Origin of the sequence: Klenkia terrae (assembly GCF_037083865.1) — a bacterium.
Classification (GTDB): domain Bacteria; phylum Actinomycetota; class Actinomycetes; order Mycobacteriales; family Geodermatophilaceae; genus Klenkia; species Klenkia terrae.
Window position 1 is genome coordinate 90405 of record NZ_JBAPLV010000003.1, and the last position, 24453, is coordinate 114857.

The following is a 24453-nucleotide window of genomic DNA, read 5'->3' on the forward strand; positions in this document are numbered from 1 at the left end:
GCTAGATTGGGATCCCGTGAGCACCGCGCTGTCCGAGCTGGCCGACCTCGTCGGCGTGCCCGTCCAGGGCGATGCCGCCACCGAGCTGGTCGCGGTGAGCCTGGCCTCGGACCGGGTGCGCCCGGGGTCGCTGTTCGCCGCGCTGCCCGGCGCGAAGGCGCACGGCATCCGGTTCCTGCCGCAGGCGCTGGCCGCCGGCGCGGTCGCCGTCCTCACCGACCCCGAGGGCGCGGCCCAGGTGACCGACCAGGCCCTGCCGGTCTGCGTCGTGGCCGACCCGCGGGCGGTGCTCGGCGAGGTCGCGGCCCGGGTGCACGGCCGACCGGCCGACGACCTGGCGGTCATCGGCATCACCGGCACCAACGGCAAGACGACCACCGCCTACCTGGTCGAGGCCGGGCTGGCCGCCGCCGGCCGGACCAGCGGGCTGATCGGCACCGTGCAGATCCGCACCCGCGGCACCGGCCCGGACGGCGAGCCCGTGCTCACCGAGCTGTCCAGCGTGCGCACCACCCCCGAGGCCCCCGACCTGCACGCGCTGCTGGCCGGCATGCGCGACGCCGGGGTCTCCGCGGTGGTCATGGAGGTCTCCAGCCACGCCCTGGTGCTCGGCCGGGTCGGCGGTGTGCGCTTCGCCGCGGCCGGCTTCACCAACTTCTCCCGCGACCACCTGGACTTCCACGGCGACGAGGAGAGCTACTTCGCGGCCAAGGCGATGCTCTTCGACGGCCGGGCCGCCGTGGAGGTGGTCGACGTCGACGACGCGCACGCCCGCCGCCTCGTCCACCCGGGCACCGTGACGGTCTCGGGCCGGGGGAGCGAGGCGCACTGGCGGGCCACCGACGTCACCACCACCGAGGACGGCGGCTCGGCGTTCACGCTGCACACCCCGTCCGGCGGCCGGCACGCCGCGCGGCTCCGCCTGCCCGGCGGGTTCAACGTGGCCAACGCCGTCCTCGCCGTCGCCCTGCTCGACGCGGTCGGGGTGCCGGTGGCCGACGCGCTGACCGGCATCGCCGGCACCGTCGTCCCCGGCCGCATGGAGCCCGTGGACGCCGACCAGCCCTTCGTGGCCGTCGTGGACTACGCGCACACCCCCGACGCGGTGGCCACCGCGCTCGCCGCGCTCCGGGGCAGCACCCCGGGCCGGCTGATCACGGTGCTCGGCTGCGGCGGTGACCGGGACCCCGGCAAGCGCCCGGCCATGGGTGCCGCCGCCGCGGCCGGCAGTGACCTGCTGGTGGTCACCGACGACAACCCCCGCTCGGAGGACCCCGCGACCATCCGGGCCGCGATGCTGGCCGGGGTGCCGGCGGACACCGCGTGCGAGGTGCGCGAGGTGGGCGACCGGCGGGCCGCGATCGAGGCGGCGGTGGGCGCCGCGCGCGCGGGTGACACCCTGCTGCTGGCCGGCAAGGGCCACGAGAGCGGCCAGGAGGTCGCCGGGGTGGTCAGCGCCTTCGACGACCGGCTGGAACTCCGACGAGCACTGGGGGCACGGGCGTGATCGCACTGGGCCTGCACGAGGTCGCCGAGGCGGTGGGCGGCGTGCTCACCGGCGCGGACCCGACGGCGGTGGGCACGGTGACCGGGAAGGTGACCGTCGACTCCCGCACCGTCGCGGCCGGCGACCTGTACGTGGCGCTGCCGGGGGAGCGGGTGGACGGCCACGACTTCGTCGCCGCGGCCGTGGCCGCCGGCGCGGTCGGCGCGCTGGGCACCCGGCCCCAGGAGGGCGCCGTGGTCGTGGTCGTCGAGGACCCGGTCGTCGCGCTGGGCCGGCTGGCGCACGCCGTGCACGCCCGGCTGCCCGAGCTGACGACGATCGGCATCACCGGTTCCTCGGGCAAGACCTCAACCAAGGACCTGCTGGGCCAGGTGCTCGGCCGGGTCGGGGCCACGGTCAGCCCGCCCGGCTCGTTCAACAACGACATCGGCCTGCCGCTCACCGTGCTCACCGCCCAGCCGGGCACCCGGTACCTGGTGCTGGAGATGGGCGCCCGCGGCCCGGGGCACATCGCCCGGCTCTGCGCGGTGGCCCGGCCCGCGATCGGCGTCGTGCTCAACGTCGGCTCGGCCCACCTGGGCGAGTTCGGCAGCGCCGACGCGATCGCCGCGGCCAAGGGCGAGCTGGCCGAGGCGGCCACCGGCACGGCCGTGCTCAACGCCGACGACCCGCGGGTCGCCGCGATGGCCGACCGCACCGGTGCCCGGGTCCTGCTGACCGGCACCGGCCCGGACGCCGACGTCCGGGCCACCGACGTCGAGCTGGACGACGCCGCCCGGGCCCGCTTCACCCTGCACGCCGGCGGCGCCGCCCGGCCGGTCGCGCTGCAGGTCGTGGGCGCCCACCAGGTGGCCAACGCGCTGTCCGCCGCCGGGGCCGCGCTGGCCGCCGGGCTCGACCTGGAGCAGGTCGCGGCCGGGCTGTCGGCCGCGGTGCCGCAGAGCCGCTGGCGGATGGAGGTCACCACCCGCCCCGACGGCGTGGTGGTGGTCAACGACGCCTACAACGCCAACCCCGAGTCGATGCGGGCCGCCCTGGCGGCGGTCCGCGGCATGACGGGCACCCGCCGGGTCGCCGTCCTCGGCGCGATGGGCGAGCTGGGCGCCGGCGCCGACGAGGAGCACCGGCGGCTGGGCGCGGCCGCCGCGGACGCCGTCGACCTGGTCGTCGCCGTCGGCCCCGACGCCGCGGCGATCGCCGCGGCGCGGGAGGGCTCGCTGCACGTGCCGGACCGGGCCGCCGCCCGCCGGCTGCTCGCGGAGGTGCTGGTCCCGGGCGACGTCGTCCTGGTGAAGGCATCCCGCGCCTACGGCCTGGAGCTGCTGGCCGCCGACCTGATCGCCGACGGGGTCACCACCGGGAGAACTCAGCCGTGAAGTCCGTCCTCATCGCCGCCGCCGTCGGGCTGATCGTATCGATCCTGCTCACCCCGGTGGCCATCAAGACCTTCCGCCGGCAGGGCTTCGGCCAGGAGATCCGGGACGACGGTCCCGAGAGCCACCTGTCGAAGAAGGGCACGCCCACGATGGGCGGCACGGTCATCGTGCTGGCCACGGTGATCGGCTACCTGGTGGCCCACCTGTTCCTGCTCGGGCAGCCCGGGCGCGGGGTCACCTCGACCGGACTGCTGCTGCTGTTCCTGCTGGTCGGGCTGGGCGTGGTCGGCTTCCTGGACGACTACCTCAAGATCCGGCACCGGCGCAGCCTGGGCCTGAACTCCACGGCCAAGCTGGTCGGCCAGACGGTGGTGGGGCTCAGCTTCGCGATCCTGGCGATCATCGAGATCGGCGGCCGCGCCCCGGTGGCCTCGACCAGCATCTCCTTCGTCCGGGAGATCGCCCCGCTGGCGCTGCCGTCTGCGGCGTTCGTGCTCTTCGCGCTGGTGTTCATCGCCGGGTTCTCCAACGCGGTCAACCTGACCGACGGCCTGGACGGCCTGGCCGCGGGCTGCTCGGCCATGGTGTTCGGCGCCTACGTCGTCATCTCCTTCTGGCAGTTCGGCCACGACTGCAGCACCGCCGCCGTGGAGGGCTGCTACACCGTCCGCGACCCGCTGGACGTCACGCTGGTCGCCGCCGCCGCGATGGGCGCCTGCCTGGGCTTCCTGTGGTGGAACACCTCGCCGGCCCGGATCTTCATGGGCGACACCGGTTCGCTGGCCCTGGGCGGGCTGATGGCCGGCATCGCCGTGGTCACCCGCACCGAGCTGCTGCTGGTCGTGCTCGGCGGTCTCTTCGTGGCCGTCACCCTCTCGGTGGCCATCCAGATCGCGTTCTTCAAGGCCACCCGACGGCGGGTCTTCCGGATGGCACCGCTGCACCACCACTTCGAGCTGGCCGGGTGGGCCGAGAACACCGTGATCGTGCGGTTCTGGCTGGTGACGGGCATGGCCGTCGCCTTCGGCATCGGCGCCTTCTACGCCGACTGGCTCTCCCTCACCGGCCTGTGACCGGCCCGCTGGGTCGGGTCCTGGTTTGCGGGCTCGGCGTCTCCGGCGCCGCCGCCGCCCGGGTGCTGCTGGCCCGCGGGGACACCGTGCTGCTGGCCGACGCCGGCACCCCCGCCGTCCGGGCCGAGCTCGAGGCCGCCGGCGCCACCTGGCTGGGTGCCACCGACCGCTGCCCGGACGACGTCGACCTGGTCGTCACCTCCCCGGGCTGGCGCCCGGACTCCCCGCTGCTGGTGTCGGCCGCCGCGGCCGGCGTCGAGGTGGTCGGCGAGCCCGAGCTGGCCTGGCGGCTCCGGCTGCCGCTGGCCGGCGGCGAGCCCGCGCCCTGGTACGCCGTCACCGGCACCAACGGCAAGACCACCACGGTCACCATGCTCGAGGCGCTGCTGCTGGCCGGGGGCCGACGGGCGGTGGCGGCGGGCAACGTCGGCCGCCCGCTGGTCGAGGTGGTCACCGCCCTGGACGACGACGGCGCCCCGGCCTTCGACGCGGTCGCGGTCGAGCTGTCGTCGTTCCAGCTGCACTGGTCCAGCTCGCTGGCCCCGGCCGCGGCGGCGGTGCTCAACGTCGCCGACGACCACGTCGACTGGCACGGCAGCCCGCAGGCCTACCGGGACGCCAAGGCCAAGGTGCTCGAGCGGGCCCCGGTCGCGGTGGCCGACGCCGGCGACCCGGTCGCCTCCTCGCTGGTCGCGACGCACCGGCACCCGGTCACCGTGACCGCGGGGGAGCCGGCCGCCGGTCAGCTGGGCGTGCGGGCCGGGGTGCTGGTGGACCGCGCCTTCGCCGACGACCCGGCCGGCGAGGTGCTGCTGGCCGCCGACCGGCTGCAGGTGGCCGGCCCGCACAACGTGGTCAACGCCCTGGTCGCCGCGGCGCTCGCCCGGGTCGCCGGGGTGTCGGCGGCCGACATCGGCACCGGGCTGGCCGGCTTCCGCGGCGGCGCGCACCGCAACGTGCTGGTGGGCGCGGTGGACGGCGTGGACTACGTCGACGACTCCAAGGCGACCAACCCGCACGCCGCGGCTGCGTCGCTGGCCGCCTACCCCCGGGTGGTCTGGATCGCCGGCGGGCTGCTCAAGGGCGCCGACGTCGACCCGCTGGTCGCCGCGGTGGCCCCGCGGCTGGCCGGCGTCGTGCTGCTGGGCCGCGACCGGGAGGTGCTGGCCAGGTCGCTGGCGCGACACGCCCCCGCGGTCCCACGGATCGTCGTCCCCAGCGGCGACGATGTCGGTGTGGCTGGTGTGACGAGCGGGACGGCTGAGGCGGTGATGGTCCAGGTGGTGCACGCGGCTGCCGAGCTGGCCCGTCCCGGCGACACCGTCCTGCTGGCACCGGCCGCCGCGTCCATGGACGTGTTCACCGACTACGGGCACCGCGGCCGCGCCTTCACCGACGCGGTGCGCGCCCTGCACTGACGGGGGTACCGGCATGGCCGCCACCACGACCGGCACGGACCGAACCACGACGGGCGCCACGAGGGGCACCGCCACCACCGCGACGGCACCGCGGGCCTCCCGCGGCGCCCAGCGCGGCGCGCGGGTCTCCCGCGAGCCGGTGTTCCGGGCACCCGCCTGGCTCGACGGGCCCATGACCAGCACCTACCTCGTGCTCGGCTCGGCCGGGCTGCTGCTGGCCATCGGGCTGGTCATGGTGTTCTCGGCCTCCAGCGTCGAGGCCGCGCTGGACGACCAGCCCGCTTGGCTGCCCGGCGTCCGGCAGCTGACGTTCGCCGTCCTCGGGCTGCTGCTGGCCCTGGTCGCCGTGCGGATGCCGGTCGGGCACCTGCGCCGGTGGTCCGGCGTCGCCCTGCTGGTGGCCGCCGTCCTGCTGCTGGCGGTGCTGGTCCCCGGGATCGGCAAGGAGCTCAACGGCGCGCGGCAGTGGATCAACCTGGGCGTGGCCGACTTCCAGCCCTCGGAGTTCGCCAAGCTGGCCTTCGCGCTGTGGGGCGCGCACATCATCGCCGTCCGCGAGCGGTGGCTGACCACCAAGTCGCTGCTGGTCCCCGTCGTCCCGGCGTTCGTGGTCTTCGCCGCGCTGCTGCTGGCCGAGCCCGACATGGGCGCGACCGTCGGCCTGGGCCTCGTCGTGGCCGGCCTGCTGTGGACCGGTGGCCTGCCCGGCCGCTGGATCGCCGGGCTCGGGCTGCTCGCCGTCGTCGGGATCGCGATCACCGCGCTGTCGGCGTCCTACCGCGCGGCCCGCCTGTTCTCCTTCCTGGACCCGTTCGCCGACGCGGAGAACGGCGGCTTCCAGGCGATCAAGGGTCTCTACGCGCTGGCCACCGGCGGGTTCTGGGGCGTCGGGCTGGGCAACAGCCGGATGAAGTGGAACCTGCTGCCGCACGCCGAGAGCGACTACATCTTCGCCATCATCGGCGAGGAGCTGGGCTTCCTCGGCTGCCTGGTGGTGATCACGCTGTACGGCGTGCTGGCCTACGCCGGCTTCCGGATCGCCCGCACCTCCACCGACCGCTTCATCCAGCTCGCCAGCACCGCCATCACCGTCTGGCTGATCGGCCAGGCGCTGATCAACATGGGCTACGTGGTCGGCCTGCTCCCGGTGACCGGTGTGACGCTCCCGCTGATCTCCGCCGGGGGCACCTCGCTGGTGCTGACGCTGTTCATCGTCGGGCTCCTCGTCCGGTTCGCCCGGGCCGAGCCCGACGCGATCGAGCACCTGCGGGCGCACCGCCGGTCGCACCCGGTCGGCCGGCTCGGCCGGCTGGGCCGCTGGCTGGTCCCGGTGCCCGAGCACGCCGTCGCCCCGCTGCCCACCCTGGGTCGGCGCAGCACCCCGCCGCCGGTCGAGGGCCGTGGCGGCCGTCGGCCGACCGGGCGCACCGTCGCCCGGGTCCGCGAGGACGACCCGGGCCGGGCAGCACGCGCCGCCCGTCCCGACCGCACCGCCCGTCCCGACCGCGATGCCCGTGCCGAGCGCGCCGCCCGCCCCGACCGCGCTGCCCGGCCGGCGCCCCGCGAGCGCCTGCCCGAACGGGCCGGTCAGCGGGTCGGTCAGCGGGTCGGCGCCGGTGCCGGCGAGCCGCCCCGGGTGCCCCGGGACCGGCCGCGCCGTCCGCGCTGAGCACCGACCCTGTGAGACTGACCCCGTGACCTCCGCACCACCCCGTCCCCCCGTCCGCACCCGGCCGGTCAGCGTCGTGCTGGCCGGCGGGGGAACCGGCGGGCACATCGAGCCCATGCTGGCCCTCGCCGACGCCCTCGTCCGGCGCACCACCGCCCCCGGCGGCACCCCGCGGGTCACCTGCCTGGGCACCGCCCGGGGCATGGAGACCCGGCTGGTTCCCGCCCGCGGGTTCGACCTGCGGCTGATCCCGCCGGTGCCCCTGCCCCGGAACCCCACCCCGGACCTGCTGCGGGTCCCGGGCCGGGTGCGCCGGGCGGTGGCCGAGACCCGGGCGCTGCTGGCCGAGCTGGAGGCCGACGTCGTCGTCGGCTTCGGCGGCTACGTGGCGCTGCCGGCCTACCTGGCCGCCCGCCGGTCGGGCATCCCGGTGGTCGTGCACGAGCAGAACCCGCTCCCCGGGCTGGCCAACCGGGTGGGGGCCCGGCTGGCCGCCGCGGTCGCCGTCACCACCCCGGGCACCCCGCTGCGCGGTGCGGTGCACACGGGCATGCCGCTGCGCCCGGCGATCACCGGCCTGGACCGCGCGGCGCTGCGGGCGGAGGCCCGGGAGCACTTCGGCCTGGACGCCGACCGGCCCACCCTGCTGGTCTTCGGCGGCTCCCAGGGCGCCCGCTCGCTGAACACCGCCGCCACCGGTGCCGCCGCAGAGCTCCGGGCGGCCGGGATCCAGGTGCTGCACGCCCGCGGCCCCAAGAACACCGAGGTGGCCGTGCCCGCCGGGGAGGTGCCCTACGTGGTGGTGGACTACCTGGAGCGGATGGACCTCGCCTACGCCGCCGCCGACCTGGCGCTGTGCCGGTCGGGCGCGGTGAGCGTGGCCGAGCTGTCGGCGGTGGGCCTGCCCGCCGCGTTCGTGCCGCTGCCGATCGGCAACGGCGAGCAGCGCCGCAACGCGTTGCCGGTCGTCGAGGCCGGCGGCGGGCTGCTGGTGGACGACGCCGAGCTGTCCCCGGCCTGGATCGGGTCCACGCTGGTGCCCGTGCTCACCGACCCCGCCCGCCTGTCCGAGCTGTCCCGGCACGCCGCGGCCGCCGGCGTGCCCGACGCCGACGAGGAGCTGGCCGACCTGACCCTCTCGGTGGTGCGGGCATGAGCGCCGCCGACGTCGCCGCCTGGACCGACCCGATCCCCGCCCTCGACGAGCTGGGCGCGGTGCACTTCATCGGCATCGGCGGGGCCGGGATGAGCGGCATCGCCCGCATCCTGCTGGCCCGCGGCGTCGCGGTGTCCGGCAGCGACCGGCGCAGCACGCCCACCCTGCTGGCGCTGGCCGCGCTCGGCGCCCGCACCGAGGTCGGCCACGACGCCGCGCACCTGGGCGACGCGGCCACCGTGGTCGTCTCCACCGCCATCCGGCCGGACAACCCGGAGCTGGCCGCGGCGCGCGAGCGCGGGCTGCGGGTGCTGCCCCGGGCGGTCGCGCTGGCGGCCGTGATGGCCGGCCGGCGCAGCGTCGCCGTCGCCGGCACGCACGGCAAGACCTCCACCACCTCGATGCTCACCGTCGCCGTGCAGGCGTGCGGGGCCGACCCGTCCTTCGCCATCGGCGGGGACCTCAACGAGTCCGGCTCCAACGCGCACGCCGGCACCGGGGACGTCTTCGTCGCCGAGGCCGACGAGAGCGACCGGTCGTTCCTCCTGCTGGCGCCCTACGCCGGAATCGTGACCAACGTCGAGGCCGACCACCTGGACAACTACGGCGACCTGGCCGCGGTGGAGGCCGCCTTCGACCGGTTCGTCACCACCGTCGACCCGGCCGGGTTCGTGGTGCTGTGCGCCGACGACCCGGGCTCGGCCCGGCTGCGCGAGGTGCCCACCGGCGGCGCCCGGGTGGTCACCTACGGGTTCGCCGACGGGGTCGACCTGCAGCTGCGCGACCTCGTGGTGGGGCCCGAGGGCACCAGCTGGACGGCGGTGCACAACGGCGTCGAGCTGGGCCGGGTGACCCTGCGGCTGCCCGGCGCGCACATGGCGCTCAACAGCGCCGCGGCCCTCCTGGCCGGGCTCGAGCTGGGCTTCCCGGCCAGCGGCCTGCTCGCCGGTCTGGCCCGGTTCGGCGGGGTGCACCGGCGGTTCGAGCTCAAGGGAGTCGCGGCCGGCGTGCGGGTCTACGACGACTACGCCCACCACCCCACGGAGGTCGACGCGCAGCTGCGGGCCGCCCGCGCGGTGGTCGGCGACGGTCGGCTGGTGGTGCTCTTCCAGCCGCACCTCTACAGCCGCACCAGCGAGTTCGCCACCGGCTTCGGGCGGGCCCTCGGCCTGGCCGACGAGGTCGTGGTGATGGACGTCTACGGCGCCCGCGAGGACCCGGTGCCCGGCGTGACCGGTGCCCTGGTCGCCGACGCCGTCCCGCTGCCGGCCGGGCAGGTGCGCTTCGAGCCGTCCTGGTCGGCCGCGGCCGGGGTGATGGCCGAGCGCGCCCGGTCCGGGGACCTGCTGCTCACCATGGGTGCCGGGGACGTCGTCATGGTCGGTCCGGAGATCCTGGCCGCCCTGGCCGAGCGCGCGGACGGGGTGCGGTAGGTCGTGCCGCGGACGGGCAGCACCACCCGGGACCGCCACCGCGGTCCGCGCCGGGGTGCTGCCGGGCGACCCGGTGGGGGAGTCACCCGGATCCGGCCGCGCCGGCCCCCGCTGGGCCCGCGCCGCCGCCGGCTGCTGATCGCGGGCACGGTCGCCGTCCTGGTCGCCGTCCTGGCCTGGGTGGTGCTGGCCAGCCCGCTGCTGGCCGTGCGCACCGTGCAGGTGGACGGCGCGACCACGCTGTCCGCCGACGAGGTCCGGGAGGCCGCCGGGGTGGCCCCGGGCACCCCGCTGGTCCGGGTCGACACCGAGGCCGCCGCGGCCCGGGTGGCGGCGCTGCCCCAGGTGGCCGACGCCGAGGTCACCCGGGGCTGGCCGGACCGGGTGGTGGTGACCCTGCGCGAGCGGGTGCCGGTCGCGGTGGTCTCCACCGCCGGCACCCGGTCCCTGGTCGACGCCGGCGGCACCCTCTTCGACACCATCACCGGGGACGCCCCGGCCGGGGTGGTGCCGCTGCAGGTCGCCGACCCCGGGCCCGACGACCGGGCGACCCGGGCGGCGCTGGCGGCGATCGTGTCGCTGCCGGCCGCGGTGCTGCCGCAGGTCACCGAGGTGGTGGCCACCGGCGCCGACGACGTGACCCTGACGCTGACCGACGGGACCAGCGTGCTGTGGGGGAGCGCGGCCGACGCGGCCCGCAAGGGGCAGGTGCTGGCCGCCGTCCTCGACCAGCTGGCCGCCGGCACCCTCGACCCGGCCACCCAGATCGACGTGAGCTCGCCCGAGGAGGTCGTGCTGCGCTGAGCGGTGCAGGGTGGGGCCCATGAGCGCACCGATCTCCCGGTTCCCCGTGCCCGCCCGCGCCGACCTGCCCGCCGACCTGCGCGAGCGGTTCGACGGCGTCGAGGAGAAGTCCGGGTTCCTGCCCAACGTCTTCGCCGCCCTGTCCCACCGGCCCGACGAGGCCCGGGCGTTCTTCGCGATGCACGACGCACTGATGGACAAGGAGACCCCCGGGCTGTCCAAGGCCGACCGCGAGGTCGTCGTGGTGGCCACCAGCGCGGCCAACGACTGCCTGTACTGCGTGGTGGCGCACGGGGCGATCGCCCGGATCCGGTCCCGCGACCCCTACCTGGCCGACCAGGTCGCCGTCGACCGGCGCAAGGCACCGCTGGACCCGCGGATGCACGCCGTCCTCGACGTCGCCGTCCGGCTGGCCGTCGCGCCGGCCGAGGTCACCGCGGCCGACCTGGACGCCCTGCGCGGGCACGGCCTCACCGAGGACGACGTCTGGGACGTCGGCGCGATCGTGAGCTTCTTCGCGCTGTCCAACCGGTTGGCGCACTGGGCGGCGATCCCGCCGAACCCGGAGTTCTTCCTCATGGGCCGGCAGCCGCGGAGCTAGCGCGACACGCCCGGGCCGCGACGGGTGAGCAAAATCTGCCCGGGCCCGGTCTCCACCCCAGGATGAGACGTCGACGGCGCGGGTCGTCACGAGGCGTGAGACCGGTGTGACGCACGGGTCGCCGGGGACGGACGGGCTGCGGGGGACCGACACGCCGTGCTCGCCGGGGGTGCTGGCGTCGGGCAACCTGCCCACCTAGCGTCGCTCCCATCGCCCTAGTTGACATAACTATAAGGCTTAACCTGAGGATGAGGGTCCAGTTGGGGAGCGCAGCATGACACCTCCGCACAACTACCTCGCGGTCATCAAGGTCGTCGGCATCGGCGGCGGCGGGGTGAACGCGGTCAACCGCATGATCGAGGTCGGCCTCAAGGGGGTCGAGTTCATCGCGATCAACACCGACGCGCAGGCGTTGCTGATGAGCGATGCCGACGTCAAGCTCGACGTCGGCCGCGAGCTCACCCGCGGCCTGGGCGCCGGCGCCCAGCCCGACGTGGGCCGGCAGGCCGCCGAGGACCACCGCGAGGAGATCGAAGAGGTGCTCAAGGGCGCCGACATGGTCTTCGTGACCGCCGGCGAGGGTGGTGGCACCGGCACCGGCGGCGCGCCCGTCGTGGCGTCCATCGCCCGCAAGCTCGGGGCGCTGACCATCGGCGTGGTCACCCGTCCGTTCTCCTTCGAGGGCAAGCGGCGGGCCGTGCAGGCCGAGTCGGGCATCGACGAGCTGCGCAACGAGTGCGACACGCTGATCGTGATCCCGAACGACCGGCTGCTGCAGCTCGGCGACCGGAACGTGTCCGTCATGGACGCCTTCCGCACCGCCGACCAGGTGCTGCTGTCCGGTGTGCAGGGCATCACCGACCTGATCACCACGCCCGGCCTGATCAACCTGGACTTCGCCGACGTCAAGTCGGTCATGTCCGGGGCGGGCTCGGCGCTGATGGGCATCGGCAGCGCCCGCGGGGACAACCGCGCGCTGCTGGCCGCCGAGCAGGCGATCGCCTCGCCGCTGCTGGAGGCCTCGATGGAGGGCGCCCACGGCGTCCTGCTGTCGATCTCCGGCGGCTCGGACCTGGGTCTGTTCGAGATCAACGAGGCCGCCTCGCTGGTCTCCGACGCCGCCCACGCCGACGCCAACATCATCTTCGGCGCCGTCATCGACGACGCCCTGGGTGACGAGGTCCGGGTGACGGTCATCGCGGCCGGGTTCGACAACGGCAAGCCCAGCGGCGCGGCCCGCAAGGACGCCCAGCCCGCCGCGGCGCCCCCGGTGGCCACCGCACCTGCCCAGCCGCAGCAGCGGCCGGTCCAGCCCGCCCCGATGGCTCCGCGCCAGACCGGCGAGCGCCTGGTGCAGCAGTCCCAGCCCGCCCCCCGGACCCCGCCCCAGCAGGGTGGTGGGATCACCGTCCCGCCGCTGCCGCCGGTGCAGGGCCAGGGTGCCCGTCGTCCGCTGTCCTCGGACGACTTCGAGGAGGAGCTCGACATCCCCGAGTTCCTGCGGTCCCAGTAAGGAGAAGGACCTCGGTGCCCCCCACACCTCGCAGGCTCGGCGCGGGACCCTGCACCGAGGCCGTTCCAGCAGGTCGCGGCCCGGCCGCCCCGCCGACCCGGTCCCCCCGCCCCCGGCGGGGGGTCACCGTTCGGCGGGGCGGCCGTTCGTCGTCCCCGTACGACGCCTTCAACCTCGGCGGCCACGTCGGGGACGACCCCGACGACGTCGCGGCCAACCGGGCGCGGCTGGCCCGGGAGCTGCGCGTCGACCCGGCCGCCCTGGTCTGGATGGACCAGGTGCACGGCACCGACGTGGTGGTCGTCGACGGGCCGCAGACCGGCCCGCCGCCGCAGGCCGACGCCCTGGTCACCGCGACCCCCGGGCTGGTGCTCTGCGTGCTGGTCGCCGACTGCGTGCCGGTGCTGCTGGCCGACCCGGTCGCCGGCGTCGTCGCCGCGGTGCACGCCGGCCGCGAGGGCGTGCGGCAGGGCGTGGTGCCCGCCGCGCTGGCCGCGATGGCCCGGCTCGGCTCGCGACCGGGTGACGTGCAGGCGCTGCTCGGCCCGGCCGTGTGCGGCGCCGACTACGAGGTGCCCCGGGCGATGCAGGTGCAGGTGGCCCGGGTCGCGAAGGACGCCGCGGTCACCTCCCGCACCGGGACCCCGGCGCTGGACCTGCGCGCCGGGCTCACCCAGGTCCTCCGCGCGGGCGGTGTCGGCCAGGTCGTGCAGGACCCGCGGTGCACCGTCGAGGACCGCCGGCTGTTCTCCCACCGCCGCGACGGCGTCACCGGCCGGCAGGCGGGCGTCGTCTGGCTCGAGGCGTGAAGGACCCCGCCGGCGCCCTGGCCGCCGTCCGGGCCCGGGTCGACGCCGCGGCCCGCTCGGCCGGGCGGGACCCCGCCGAGGTCGCGCTGCTGGCCGTGAGCAAGACCTGGCCGGTCGCCGACGTGGTGGCCCTGGCCGAGCTCGGGCAGCGGGAGTTCGCCGAGAACAAGGTGCAGGACCTCGTCGCCAAGGCCGAGGAGCTGGCCCACTTGGACCTGCGCTGGCACCTGGTCGGCCAGCTGCAGCGCAACAAGGCCACCGCGGTGGTCGGCGTCGGCGCGGTGGTGCAGTCGGTGGACCGGGTCTCCCTGGTCGAGCGGTTGGCCGGGGTGGCCGAGCGGGCCGAGCTGGTCACCGAGGTGTTCGTCCAGGTGGACCTGGGCGGGCCCGAGGGGCGGACCGCCGCCCGGGGCGGGGTGGCACCGGAGCACGCCGCCGAGCTCGCCGACGAGGTGGCTGGCCACCCGTCGCTGCGGCTGCGCGGGTTGATGGCCGTGGCCCCGCGCGAGGGCGCCCCGGGCCCGGCCTTCGAGCGGCTGGCCGCCCTGGCGGCCCGGGTGCGCAGCGACCACCCGGGGGCCGCGGAGCTGTCGGCGGGCATGTCGGCCGACCTGGAGGCAGCCGTGGCCGCGGGCGCCACGCTGGTGCGTGTCGGAACCGCACTGTTCGGCGACCGCGCCCTAGCCTCCGGATCAGGACCGTAGGACACACCAGGCACCACCGTCACACGGGTCCCACCAGTCACGGATGACGACCAGCAGAGAGGGGCCCTTCGATGGCCGGCGCCATGCGCAAGATGGGCATCTACCTCGGACTCGTCGAGGACGACGACACCCGGGCCGCCTACGGGCGGTACGACGCGCGACAGTCCGACTACGACGACCGCCCCGAGCGGCGTGCCGACCGGCGCGCCACCGACCGGGACCGGTACGAGCACGACAGCCGGTACGACGACCGGTACGACACGACCTACCCGTCGGCGGAGTACCCCTCGGAGGAGCTGCCGGCCGAGGTGCTGGCCACCCCGCCGGTCGCCGAGCCCGCACTGCCCCGGCGGACCGGCCCGCGCCGGCTCGACCTCGCCGCACCGGCGACGGTCGGCCCGCGGCTGACCGGTGCCTCCCGCTCCGGCGGGTCGGCCCTGGCCGGCAGCTCCGCGCTGTCGGGCGGCACCGCCACCTCCGGCCCCGTGGGGGCCACCGCGGCGGCCCTGCAGGCCCCCGAGCCGGCTCCGGTGCCCGCGCCCGTGGTCACCCCGCCGGCACCGGCCCCCAAGGGCTACCGGATCACCACGCTGAACCCGCAGACCTACAACGAGGCGCGCACCATCGGCGAGCGCTTCCGCGAGGGCGACGCGGTGCTCATGAACCTGGCCGAGATGGACGACGCGGACGCCAAGCGGCTCGTCGACTTCGCCGCCGGACTGTCCTTCGGCCTGCACGGTAGTATCGAGCGGGTCACGGCCAAGGTGTTCCTGCTCTCCCCGGCCGGCACCGCCGTGACCGCCGAGGACAAGGCCCGGATCCGCGAGGGCGGGTTCGTCAGCCAGTCCTGACCCCATCGGCTGCCGGCGGGCACCCGTCCGCCCAGCCCCGAACGAGCGAGGACCGTGTCCCTTCTCCTGCAGATCGTGTCATCGGTCCTGCTCGTCTTCCTGATCCTGCTGTTCGCCCGCTTCGTGGTGGACTGGGTGATGGTCCTGGCCCGCAGCTGGCGCCCCTCGGGTGCCGTCGCCGCGGGCCTGGAGGTCGTCTACGCAGCCACCGATCCGCCGCTGAAGGCGGTCCGGAAGGTCATCCCGCCGTTGAACCTGGGCAGCATCAGGTTGGACCTCGGGTTTATGGTGCTCCTGATCGCCGTGTTCATCCTGCGCGGCATCGTCGATTCACTGGCTGCGTCCGTGTGACCAGTTCTGTCCTAGGACCGGTCCTGCGGTCGCGGCCACGTGCCGCCCGTGGAGACTGCGCCCTGTTCCTCCCGTCCGACCCGAGGTGACCCCGATGCCACTCACGCCCGCCGACGTGCACAACGTCGTCTTCAAGAAGCCGCCGATCGGCAAGCGTGGCTACGACGAGGACGAGGTCGACGCCTTCCTCGACGTGGTCGAGGCCGAGCTCGCTCGCCTGATCGAGGAGAACAACGAGCTCCGCAGCAACGGTGGCGGCTCTGCCCGCGCCGAGGAGCGGCCGGCCGAGCCCGTCGCCGCCACTCCGCCCCCGCCGCCGGTGCAGCAGCCCCGCGAGGACGACGGCGTGCGCGCCTCCCGGATGCTGACCCTGGCGACCGAGACCGCCGACCGGTACGTCAACGAGGCCAAGCAGCAGGCCGACCAGCTGGTCGGCAGCGCGAAGACCAACAGCGACCGGATGCTGGCCGACGCCCGCGCCAAGAGCGAGCAGCAGCTCGCCGAGGCCAAGCAGCGGTCCGACGCGATGCTGGGCGACGCCCGCACCCGCGCCGACACGATGGAGCGCGAGGCCCGGGCGAAGGCCACGGCCCTCGACCAGGAGGCCGAGCGCAAGCACGTCGAGGTCATGGGCTCGCTGGAGGAGAAGCGCAGCAGCCTGGAGCGCAAGATCGAGGAGCTGCGGACCTTCGAGCGCGAGTACCGCACCCGCCTGCGGTCCTACCTCGAGTCGCACCTGCGCGACCTGGACAGCCGCGGTTCGGCCGAGCCCGCCTCGAACGCCCGGCAGAACCAGCACGCCGGCGCCTGACCCAGCGCGCCGTACGACGGAGCCCCCGCAGACCACCAGGTCTGCGGGGGCTCCGTCGTGTGGTGCCCGGCTTGTGCGGTCCCCGTTACGATCCGGCCGTGATCGCGTTGGCCGGCCTCCTGATCCTCGTCGCCGGGGCCCTGCTCGTCGGCGGCCTCGGCAACGGCGAGACGACCATGCTCTGGGGCTCGATCGGCGTCAGCGCGCTGGCCGCCGTCGCCCTGGTGCTGAGCTCCGTCCGCCGCAACCGTGCCGCCCGCGCCCGGTCCACCGATACCGAGGCCCCGGCCAGCACGAAGGCCGCTGAGCCCGCCACGGCGTTGGTGGGGGCCACGAAGGCCACCCCGGGGGCAGTGGAGGCCGCTGCGCCCGTGAAGGCTGCGGAGCCCGTGAAGGCTGCGGAGCCCGCTGCAGAGCCTCCCGCGCCTGTGAAGGCCGTCGAGCCCGCGGAGTCCGAGACGGCCGTCGAGCCCGCGAAGCTCGAGACAGCCGTCATCCCCGTACAGGTGCCCGAGCCCGAGCCCGAGCCCGACGTGCCTCCGCAGACCCCCGAGCCGGCCGAGACCAGCGCACCGGTCCCGGAGGCGGTGGCACCGCCCGCGGTGGCGGGGCCGTCGACCGGGTCGCACACGCCCCGGGCCGTGGCGGCCCTGGGCGAGGACGGCGAGCCGGTCGAGGAGGACGTCGAGGTCACCGACCTGCTGATGATCCTGGACCTCACCGACGAGGTCGTCGTCGTCGACGAGCACCCGCGCTACCACCTGGCCGGCTGCAGCCAGACCGCCGGCGAGGAGGAGTTCCCGCTCCCGCTGAGCGAGGCCCGCGAGGACGGCTTCACCGCCTGCGGCATCTGCCGCCCGGACCGGCACCTCGCCGACGCCGAGCGCCGCCGCCGCGCCGCCGCCAAGGCCTGATCTCGGCACCGACCGGCCCGGCCCGGCGCCCTGCCATCGAGGGCTTCGGGGTGGGCGTCAAGCGAGGGCGACCCAGACGCGGCCGCCGGCCGGGCCCTCGACGCCGGTGCCGTCGCCGGCCGTGCCCGCGTGCACGGTGGTCGCCAGCACCTCGGCGGCCAGGGCGTCGCCGGCCTCGGTGAGCGCCTGGGCCAGCTGGCCGTCGGCGGTCCACCACAGCTGGATCCGGTCGCTGACCTCGAAGCCGGCGGCCTTGCGGGCGTCCTGCACCAGCCGGACCACCTCGCGGACCAGCCCGGCCCGCTCCAGCTCCGGGGTCATGGTCAGGTCCAGCGCCACGGTCAGCCCGCCGCCCGAGGCCACGGTCCAGCCCTCGCGCGGGGTCTCGGTGACCACCAGGTCACCCTCGACCAGCGGGACGTCGGCGCCGTCCACGGTCACCGACGCCGTGCCGGCCCGGTAGTCGGCGACCAGCCCGGCGGCGTCCCGGGCGGCGACGGCCTGCGCGACCGCCTGCACCTGCTTGCCCATCCGCCGTCCCACGGCCCGGAAGTCGACCTTCACACCCACGTCGACCAGGTCGCCCCCGGCCTCGGCGACCGGGGCCAGCTCGGCCACGTTGAGCTCCTCGGCCACCTCGGCGACCAGGTCCCGGGGCAGGTCGGCCCAGCCCGGCGCGGCGACCAGCGCCCGGGCCAGCGGCTGCCGGGTGCGCACCTTGGACGCCGTGCGGGCCGAGCGGCCCAGCTCCACCAGTCGACGGACGACCTCCATCTGGGCGACCAGCTCGTCGTCGCGGGCGGCCTCGTCGACCTGCGGCCACGAGGACAGGTGCACGGAGTCCGGCGCGTCCGGCAGCCCGGGGGCCACCACCTCCGACCAGACCCGCTCGGTGACGAACGGGGTGAACGGGGCCATCAGCCGGGTCAGCCCGTCGAGCACCTCGTGCAGGGTGCCCAGCGCGGCCGCGTCGCCGTCCCAGAAGCGCCGGCGCGAGCGCCGGACGTACCAGTTGGACAGGTCGTCGACGAAGCCGGCGAGCAGCTTGCCCGCGGTCTGGGTGTCGAAGGCCTCCAGTGCCTGGGTGACGCCGTCGGTGACCGTGGCCAGCGACGCCAGCGCCCAGCGGTCCAGCAGCGGCCGCTCGGCGGCCGGGGGAGCCGGGGTGGTGGCCGGGTCCCAGCCGTTGGTCGAGGCGTAGAGGGTGAAGAAGCTCGCGGTGTTCCAGTAGGTCAGCAGGACCTTGCGGACCACCTCGGACAGCGTCTCGTGGCCGACCCGGCGGGCCTGCCACGGCGAGCCGCCGGCCAGCATGAACCAGCGGACGGCGTCCGCGCCGTGCCGGTCCATGAGCGGGATGGGCTCGATGATGTTGCCCAGGTGCTTGCTCATCTTGCGGCCGTCCTCGGCCAGGATGTGGCCCAGGCACAGCACGTCCTCGTAGGAGGACTTCCCGAACACCAGGGTGCCCACGGCCATCAGCGTGTAGAACCAGCCGCGGGTCTGGTCGATGGCCTCGCAGATGAACTGCGCCGGGTAGGCGGCCTCGAACTGCTCCTGGTTGCGGTGCGGGGCGCCCCACTGCGCGAAGGGCATCGAGCCGGAGTCATACCAGGCGTCGATGACCTGGCGGACCCGGCGGAACTCACCCTCGACCCCGGGCAGGGTGAAGGTGACGTCGTCGATGAAGGGCCGGTGCGGGTCCAGGTCGGCCAGGTCACGCCCGGTCAGCTCCGACAGCTCGGCCAGCGAGCCGACGGCGACCAGGTGCGCGGGGTCCAGCTCGTTGCGCCAGATCGGCAGCGGCGTGCCCCAGTACCGGTCGCGGGACAGCGCCCAGTCGACGTTGTTGTGCAGCCAGTCGCCGTAGCGGCCCCACTGCACGTTCTCCGGGTGCCAGCGGGTGCCCTCGTTCTGCTCCAGCAGCTGGTCCTTCACCGAGCTGGTGCGGATGTACCAGGACGGCTGGGCGTAGTACATCAGCGGCGTGTGGCAGCGCCAGCAGTGCGGGTACGGGTGCTCGTAGCGCTGCTCGCGCCACAGCACGCCGCGGTCGGCCATGTCCTGGACCAGGGTGGGGTCGGCGGCCTTGAAGAAGTGCCCGCCCACCAGGGGGACGTCGGCGGCGAAGTGCCCGGTGGCGTCCACCGGGACGACGACCGGCAGCCCGTAGGACCGGCACACCGCGAGGTCCTCGGCGCCGAAGGCGGGGGACTGGTGGACCAACCCGGTGCCGCTGTCGGTGGTGACGTAGTCGGCGAGCAGCACGTAGTGGGCGTCGCCCTCGGGGAACTCGACCAGGGAGAAGGGCCGCTGGTAGTGCACCCGCTCCCAGTCGCAGCCGGTGGTGGTGGCCAGCACCTCGTAGGGCACGTCGGCCCCCAGGACGGCGGTCACCAGCGGCTCGGCGACGACGACGGTGCGCTCGGTGCCCGCGTGGTCGGCGCGCACCACGAGGTAGGTGACGTCGGGGTTGACCGCGACAGCGGTGTTCGACGGCAGCGTCCAGGGCGTCGTCGTCCAGATCAGCAGGTCCGCCTTACCGGCCCACTCGCCGCTGGTGATCGGCAGCGAGACGTAGACCGAGGGGTCGGTCACCGTCTCGTACCCCTGGGCGACCTCGTGGTCGCTCAGACCGGTGCCGCAGCGGGGGCAGTAGGGGGCGACCCGGTGGTCCTCGGTCAGCAGCCCCTTGTCGAAGATCGTCTTCAGCGACCACCAGACGCTCTCGACGTACTCGGGGTTCATCGTCCAGTAGGCGGTGGACATGTCCACCCAGTAGCCCATCCGGTCGGTGAGCTCGCTGAAGTCGGCGACGTGCCGCTCCACGGACTCCCGGCAGCGGGCGTTGAACTCGGCGATGCCGTAGGCCTCGATGTCGGGCTTGCCGGAGAAGCCCAGCTCCTTCTCCACCGCGATCTCCACCGGCAGGCCGTGGCAGTCCCAGCCGGCCCGGCGGGGCACCGAGTAGCCCTGCATGGTCTTGAACCGGGGGAAGACGTCCTTGAACGCCCGGGCCTCGATGTGGTGGGTGCCCGGTCGACCGTTCGCGGTGGGCGGGCCCTCGTAGAAGGTCCACTGCGGCCGGCCCGCGGAGGCCTCCAGCGACCGCGCGAAGACCTTCTCGGCGGCCCACCGGTCGAGCACCTCGTGCTCGAGGGCCGGCAGGTCCACCTGGGCGGGGAGGGGGCGGAACGGGGAGGTGGGGCTGCTCACGTGCTCCATCATCCCAGGGCCCGCCAGCGGAGTTACCGGGCCGACGCACGGGTGCGGGAGACTGCGGTCGTGGCGGGGGGCAGATGTCGACGACGGTGACCATCGGCCTCGCCGTCGGGGCCCTCGTCGTGCTCACCGCCGCCATGGCCCTGCGGCTGTCGGACAAGCTCGGTCTGCCGGCGCTGCTGATCTACCTGGCCCTCGGCGTCGCGCTCGGCGAGAGCGGCGCCGGCGTCCAGTTCGAGGACGTCGAGCTGACCCAGACCCTCGGCGTGGCCGCGCTGGTGGTGATCCTCGCCGAGGGCGGGCTGACCACCCGGTGGTCCGACGTCCGGCGGGCCGTCGGGCCGGGGCTGACCCTGGCCACGGTCGGCGTGGTGGTCTCCATCGCGGTCACCGCGGCGGTGGCCGTCTGGTTGCTGGACTTCTCCTGGACCTTCGCACTGCTGCTGGGGGCGGTGGTCAGCTCCACCGACGCGGCCGCGGTGTTCGCCACGCTGCGCCGGCTGCCACTGCCGCGCCGGATGGCCGCCGCGCTGGAGATGGAGTCCGGGCTCAACGACGCCCCGGTCATCCTGCTCGTGCTGGTGCTCAGCGAGCGGCTGGTCGGCGGGGAGACCGCGGCCTGGTGGATCACCCTGGTCGAGGTCCTGGGCGAGCTGGCCGGTGGGTCTGTCATCGGCGTGGCCATCGGGTTCGGCGGGGCCTGGCTGCTGCGGCGGGCCGCGCTGCCGCTGGCCGGCTTCTACCCGCTGGCCACCCTGGCGCTGTGCGTGCTGGCCTTCGCCGCGGCCGACCTGGTGCACACCTCGGGGTTCGTGGCGGTCTACCTGTGCGGGCTGGTGCTGGGCAACGCCCCGCTGCCGCACCGGGCCGGCACCATCGGGTTCGCCGAGGGCATGGCCAGCCTCGCCCAGATCGGGCTCTTCGTGCTGCTGGGCCTGCTGGCCAGCCCCGGCCGGCTGCTGGCCGCGGTGCCCGAGGCGCTGCTGGTCGGCCTGGCGCTGCTGCTGGTGGCCCGGCCGCTGTCGGTGGTCGCCAGCCTGGCCTGGTTCCGGGTGCCGTGGGCGCAGCAGGCGTTCATCTCCTGGGCGGGCCTGCGCGGCGCGGTGCCGATCGTGCTGGCCACCTTCCCGATCGCGGCGGCCGTGCCGGGGGCCACCCGGGTGTTCGACATCGTCTTCGTGCTGGTCGTCGTGTTCACCGTGGTGCAGGGCGGTTCGCTGCCCGCCGTCGCCCGGCTGCTGCGGATCGCCACCCCGGTCACCCCGCGGGACATCGACGTGGAGTCCGCCCCGCTCGACGAGCTGGGCGCCGAGCTGATGCAGCTGACCGTGCCGCCGGGGTCCCGGCTGCACGGGGTCTACCTGCCCGAGCTGCGGCTCCCCGAGGACGCCGCCGTCGTCCTCGTCGTCCGGGACGGCAAGCCGTTCGTGCCCGGACCGGAGACCCGGCTGATGCGGGGTGACCAGGCCCTGCTGGTGTCGGCCCGCGGCTCGCGCGCCGAGGCCGAGCGCCGGCTCCGGGCGGTCAGCCGGGCCGGCCGGCTCGCCACCTGGCGCGGCGAGGCCGGCCGCCCCACCGAGGTCGACTAGACGCTGGACACCAGGGCCTCGGCGGTGGCGCGGCCGCGGGCGACGGCGGAGTCGGCCCCCGGGCGCAGCCGCATCGCCAGGGTGCCGCTGACCACGACGAGCAGGTGCTCGGCGAGCTCCGCGGCGCCGTCCCCGGCCACCGGCCCGGCCAGCTCGGTCAGCCTGCTCCGCAGCAGCTCGGTGTCGGCCGCGATCGCCGCCGCCGCGGTCGCGTCGTCGGCGGGGGCGCCGGCCGCGGTGGCCAGGAAGGTGCACCAGCGGGACGGCGCCCCGCCGCGGGCGAAGGTGTCCAGCGCGTCGAACACCGCCAGCAGCCGGCCCCGGTCGTCGGGGGCGGCGTCGACCGCCGCGGCCCAGGCGGCGTCCCAGCGGGCCAGCCGGGCGTCCAGGACCGCGGCCTGCAGCCCGGCCTTGCTGCCGAAGTGCGCGTACAGCGTCGCCGGGGCCACCCCGGCACGGGCCAGCACCTGGTCCACCGGGGTCGCCGCGACGCCCTGGTCGGCGAAGAGCGTCTCGGCCGCACCGAGCAGGCGCTCGCGGGCGCCGGATCGCGGGGTCACGGGAGCACTGTAACGTCCGTTTCGATGAAACGATCGTTACGCCCCGTGCTCCTGGTGCTCGCCGGCACCGCCCTGGTCGCCTGCACCTACGGCCTGGTCCGCTACGCCTTCGGGTTGGCGGTGCCCGAGGTGCAGCGCGACCTCGGGCTGTCCACCGGCGCGGTCGGCGTGGTGTCCGGCGCGACCTCGGTGGCCTACTGCCTGGCGGCGGCGGTCGCGTTCGGCTGCTGCCAGCGGTGGCCCCGGGCCGTGGTGGCCGGCGCCGGGGCGGTCGCCGCGGTGGGCGCCCTGGGCGTCTGGACGGCGGGGTCGGCCGCGGTGTTCGCCGTCGCCGTGGTGCTCGGGAGCGCCGGGGCGGGTGCGGCGTCCCCGGGCCTGGTCGTGCTGGTCGGCCGGGCGGTCCCCGGGCCGCAGCAGGACCGGGCCCAGGCCGTCGTCAACGCCGGCACCGGACCCGGCCTGGTCGCGGCGGCCCTGCTGGCCCTGCTGCTGGGCGACCGGTGGCAGACCGCCTGGTGGATGGCCGGCGCGGCCACCGCCGTCGTCACGGTCGTGGTGCTGCTGCTGGCCCCGCGCGGGACACCCGAGACCGGTCCGGCGGTCCCGGTCGACGCCGGCCGCCGGTGGGTGGCCCCGCTGGCCGGTGCCGCCCTGCTGGGGGCCGGCAGCGCCGCGGTCTGGACCCACGGGCGGTCGGTGCTGCAGGCCGGCGGCCTGGCCGGGCCGACCGCGCTGTGGGTGTGGGTGGCCCTGGGCGCGGGGGCGACCGGCGCCGCGGTGCTCGCCCCCCGCTGGCTGCGCGCCGGGGTGGCCCCGGCCTGGACCGCCGCGCTCGCGCTCACCGCCGCCGGCGTGGTCGGCCTCGCGCTGCCGCCGGTGGGCCCGGTGCCCTTCCTGGCCGCCGCCGCCTTCGGGCTCGGCTCCACGGTGGGGACGACGGTGCTCATCGCCTGGGCCGACCGGGTCTCGAGCACCCCGGGCCCGGCCGTCTCGGCGTTCTTCGTCGCCCTGCTGCTGGGTCAGGCGGTGGGCGCCCCGCTGTCCTCGGCGCTGCTGCCGGTCGGCGTGCTCCCGGCCTTCGGCGTCGCCGCGGTGCTGGTGCTCGCCGGGGCCGCCCTGCCGGCCCCGGCGGCCGTCGCCGAGCCGGCCGTGCGGTGAGCCGGGGTCAGACCCGGGTGGCCACGACCGCGTCCACCGGGTGCGGCACGGTCCAGCGGTCGCCGTCCCGGGTGCCGATCGCGGCCACGGCGTCCAGCAGCACGCCGCGGGCGGCGTCGTCCAGGTCCCCGCAGTCGGCCCCGACCAGGAAGTCCAGCACCTCGCGGCCGGTCGACGACGCCGGGTCGAAGCAGGCGGTGGTGTCCAGCCGGCCGGCCAGCCGCACCGTCGTCCCGTGCAGGCCGGCAGCGGCCAGCGCGGCCGGCAGGTCGTCGCTCCACCACCGGTGGCTGCCCGGGTCGACGGCCTCGGTGAGCAGGCACAGCGCCTCCAGCGGGGCCAGCAGCACCACCAGTGACCCGCCCGGGGCCAGCCGGTCGGCGGCCGCGGCGACGGCGGCGGCGAGGTCGGGCACGTAGTACAGCGAGTGGACGGCGAGGACGACGTCCACCAGCTCGGGCCCGACCGCGTCGGCGACCGTGGCGAACGGGCCGGCGTGCAGCACGACGCTGCCGCCGGGCGCCACCACCTCGGCCAGCCGGGCCCGGCAGCGCTCGCCCACCACGGCGTCGGGCTCGGCGACCACCCAGCGCAGCGGACCGCGGCCGGGGACCCGGGTCTGCGCCAGGGGCGCGTCGACGCTGCCGTCGCCGGGACCGACGCTGAGCACGGTGCGCGCACCGGGTCCGGGCAGGGCCCCGGTCACCGCGTCGGCCAGCCAGGTGGCCAGCAGCCCGCGCTGGTCGCTGTGCGCCTCGTAGGTGCGGTGCGCCCGGGCGTAGGCGGGAGCGGACAGCGCGGGCAGGGCCGGCCGCCCGGCGAGGGTGCTGCGCAGCAGCTCCAGCGGTGCGGCGATGGTGGTCACCGGGCGACTGAACCACAGCCCGATCCGGCACCATCTGCGGAAATGCTGCTGACGACCCCGGGTGGACAC

General features: G+C 75.8%; 21 protein-coding genes. 18 read left to right on the plus strand and 3 right to left on the minus strand.

Annotation, left to right across the window (positions count from 1 at the left end):
- The first annotated feature begins 16 nt into the window (after positions 1-16).
- The 16 genes from UXQ13_RS04250 (at position 17) to UXQ13_RS04325 (ending at position 16990) form a co-directional block, all read left to right on the plus strand.
- Complete coding sequence (locus UXQ13_RS04250; RefSeq protein WP_225231987.1) at positions 17-1507, plus strand: UDP-N-acetylmuramoyl-L-alanyl-D-glutamate--2,6-diaminopimelate ligase; 1491 nt, start codon at positions 17-19, stop codon at positions 1505-1507.
- Positions 1504-2883, plus strand: coding sequence for a UDP-N-acetylmuramoyl-tripeptide--D-alanyl-D-alanine ligase (locus UXQ13_RS04255; protein WP_225231986.1), 1380 nt, complete (start codon positions 1504-1506; stop codon positions 2881-2883). Before UXQ13_RS04250 ends, UXQ13_RS04255 begins: the two co-directional genes overlap by 4 nt.
- Positions 2880-3956, plus strand: a complete 1077-nt coding sequence (mraY, locus tag UXQ13_RS04260; RefSeq protein ID WP_225231985.1) for a phospho-N-acetylmuramoyl-pentapeptide-transferase — start codon at positions 2880-2882, stop codon at positions 3954-3956. Before UXQ13_RS04255 ends, mraY begins: the two co-directional genes overlap by 4 nt.
- Positions 3953-5374, plus strand: a complete 1422-nt coding sequence (gene murD, locus UXQ13_RS04265) for a UDP-N-acetylmuramoyl-L-alanine--D-glutamate ligase (protein ID WP_225231984.1) — start codon at positions 3953-3955, stop codon at positions 5372-5374. Before mraY ends, murD begins: the two co-directional genes overlap by 4 nt.
- 13 nt (positions 5375-5387) lie before the next feature.
- A complete protein-coding gene (gene ftsW, locus UXQ13_RS04270) occupies positions 5388-7043 on the plus strand; it encodes a putative lipid II flippase FtsW (protein WP_336391860.1) in 1656 nt (551 codons plus the stop codon).
- Between the two features lie 25 nt (positions 7044-7068).
- Positions 7069-8199 carry an undecaprenyldiphospho-muramoylpentapeptide beta-N-acetylglucosaminyltransferase gene (gene murG, locus UXQ13_RS04275; protein WP_336391861.1) on the plus strand — a complete coding sequence of 377 codons (1131 nt, stop codon included), beginning with the start codon at positions 7069-7071 and terminating at the stop codon, positions 8197-8199.
- On the plus strand, positions 8196-9632 hold the full coding sequence (gene murC / locus UXQ13_RS04280) for a UDP-N-acetylmuramate--L-alanine ligase (protein WP_225231981.1): 1437 nt from the start codon (positions 8196-8198) through the stop codon (positions 9630-9632). Before murG ends, murC begins: the two co-directional genes overlap by 4 nt.
- A gap of 3 nt (positions 9633-9635) precedes the next feature.
- Positions 9636-10436: a cell division protein FtsQ/DivIB gene (locus UXQ13_RS04285; protein WP_336391862.1), complete on the plus strand. Its 801-nt coding sequence runs from the start codon at positions 9636-9638 to the stop codon at positions 10434-10436.
- Between the two features lie 19 nt (positions 10437-10455).
- Positions 10456-11037 (plus strand): peroxidase-related enzyme, encoded by a 582-nt coding sequence (locus tag UXQ13_RS04290; RefSeq protein ID WP_225231979.1) that lies wholly within the window; start codon positions 10456-10458, stop codon positions 11035-11037.
- Between the two features lie 274 nt (positions 11038-11311).
- A complete protein-coding gene (ftsZ, locus tag UXQ13_RS04295) occupies positions 11312-12550 on the plus strand; it encodes a cell division protein FtsZ (protein WP_336391863.1) in 1239 nt (412 codons plus the stop codon).
- 14 nt (positions 12551-12564) lie between these two features.
- The gene (gene pgeF / locus UXQ13_RS04300) at positions 12565-13359 is read left to right on the plus strand and encodes a peptidoglycan editing factor PgeF (RefSeq protein ID WP_336391864.1); all 795 of its coding nucleotides are present in this window, start codon (positions 12565-12567) and stop codon (positions 13357-13359) included.
- Positions 13356-14063: a YggS family pyridoxal phosphate-dependent enzyme gene (locus tag UXQ13_RS04305; protein ID WP_225231977.1), complete on the plus strand. Its 708-nt coding sequence runs from the start codon at positions 13356-13358 to the stop codon at positions 14061-14063. The genes pgeF and UXQ13_RS04305 overlap by 4 nt, the downstream gene beginning before the upstream one ends.
- Before the next feature lie 71 nt (positions 14064-14134).
- Positions 14135-14914, plus strand: a complete 780-nt coding sequence (locus UXQ13_RS04310) for a cell division protein SepF (protein WP_225231976.1) — start codon at positions 14135-14137, stop codon at positions 14912-14914.
- A 75-nt stretch (positions 14915-14989) separates the two neighbouring features.
- A complete protein-coding gene (locus UXQ13_RS04315) occupies positions 14990-15265 on the plus strand; it encodes a YggT family protein (RefSeq protein ID WP_225231975.1) in 276 nt (91 codons plus the stop codon).
- 94 nt (positions 15266-15359) lie between these two features.
- Entirely contained in the window at positions 15360-16076 is a 717-nt protein-coding gene (locus UXQ13_RS04320) for a DivIVA domain-containing protein (RefSeq protein ID WP_225231974.1), read from the plus strand.
- Positions 16077-16174: 98 nt separating this feature from the next.
- Complete coding sequence (locus tag UXQ13_RS04325) at positions 16175-16990, plus strand: hypothetical protein (RefSeq protein ID WP_225231973.1); 816 nt, start codon at positions 16175-16177, stop codon at positions 16988-16990.
- A gap of 57 nt (positions 16991-17047) precedes the next feature.
- Here the strand turns inward: UXQ13_RS04325 and ileS are convergent, their stop codons facing one another.
- Positions 17048-20215: an isoleucine--tRNA ligase gene (ileS, locus tag UXQ13_RS04330; RefSeq protein WP_225235985.1), complete on the minus strand. Its 3168-nt coding sequence runs from the start codon at positions 20213-20215 to the stop codon at positions 17048-17050.
- Positions 20216-20301: 86 nt separating this feature from the next.
- On the opposite strand from ileS, the gene UXQ13_RS04335 reads away from it, so the two are divergent.
- Complete coding sequence (locus tag UXQ13_RS04335) at positions 20302-21801, plus strand: potassium/proton antiporter (protein WP_225231972.1); 1500 nt, start codon at positions 20302-20304, stop codon at positions 21799-21801.
- Here the strand turns inward: UXQ13_RS04335 and UXQ13_RS04340 are convergent.
- Entirely contained in the window at positions 21798-22361 is a 564-nt protein-coding gene (locus UXQ13_RS04340) for a TetR/AcrR family transcriptional regulator (RefSeq protein WP_336391865.1), read from the minus strand. The two genes, UXQ13_RS04335 and UXQ13_RS04340, sit on opposite strands and share 4 nt — an antisense overlap.
- Before the next feature lie 45 nt (positions 22362-22406).
- Between UXQ13_RS04340 and UXQ13_RS04345 the strand changes: the two genes are divergently transcribed.
- Positions 22407-23519, plus strand: coding sequence for an MFS transporter (locus UXQ13_RS04345; RefSeq protein ID WP_336391866.1), 1113 nt, complete (start codon positions 22407-22409; stop codon positions 23517-23519).
- A 7-nt stretch (positions 23520-23526) separates the two neighbouring features.
- Here the strand turns inward: UXQ13_RS04345 and UXQ13_RS04350 are convergent, their stop codons facing one another.
- Positions 23527-24384: a methyltransferase domain-containing protein gene (locus tag UXQ13_RS04350; RefSeq protein WP_336391867.1), complete on the minus strand. Its 858-nt coding sequence runs from the start codon at positions 24382-24384 to the stop codon at positions 23527-23529.
- Positions 24385-24453: the final 69 nt, after the last annotated feature.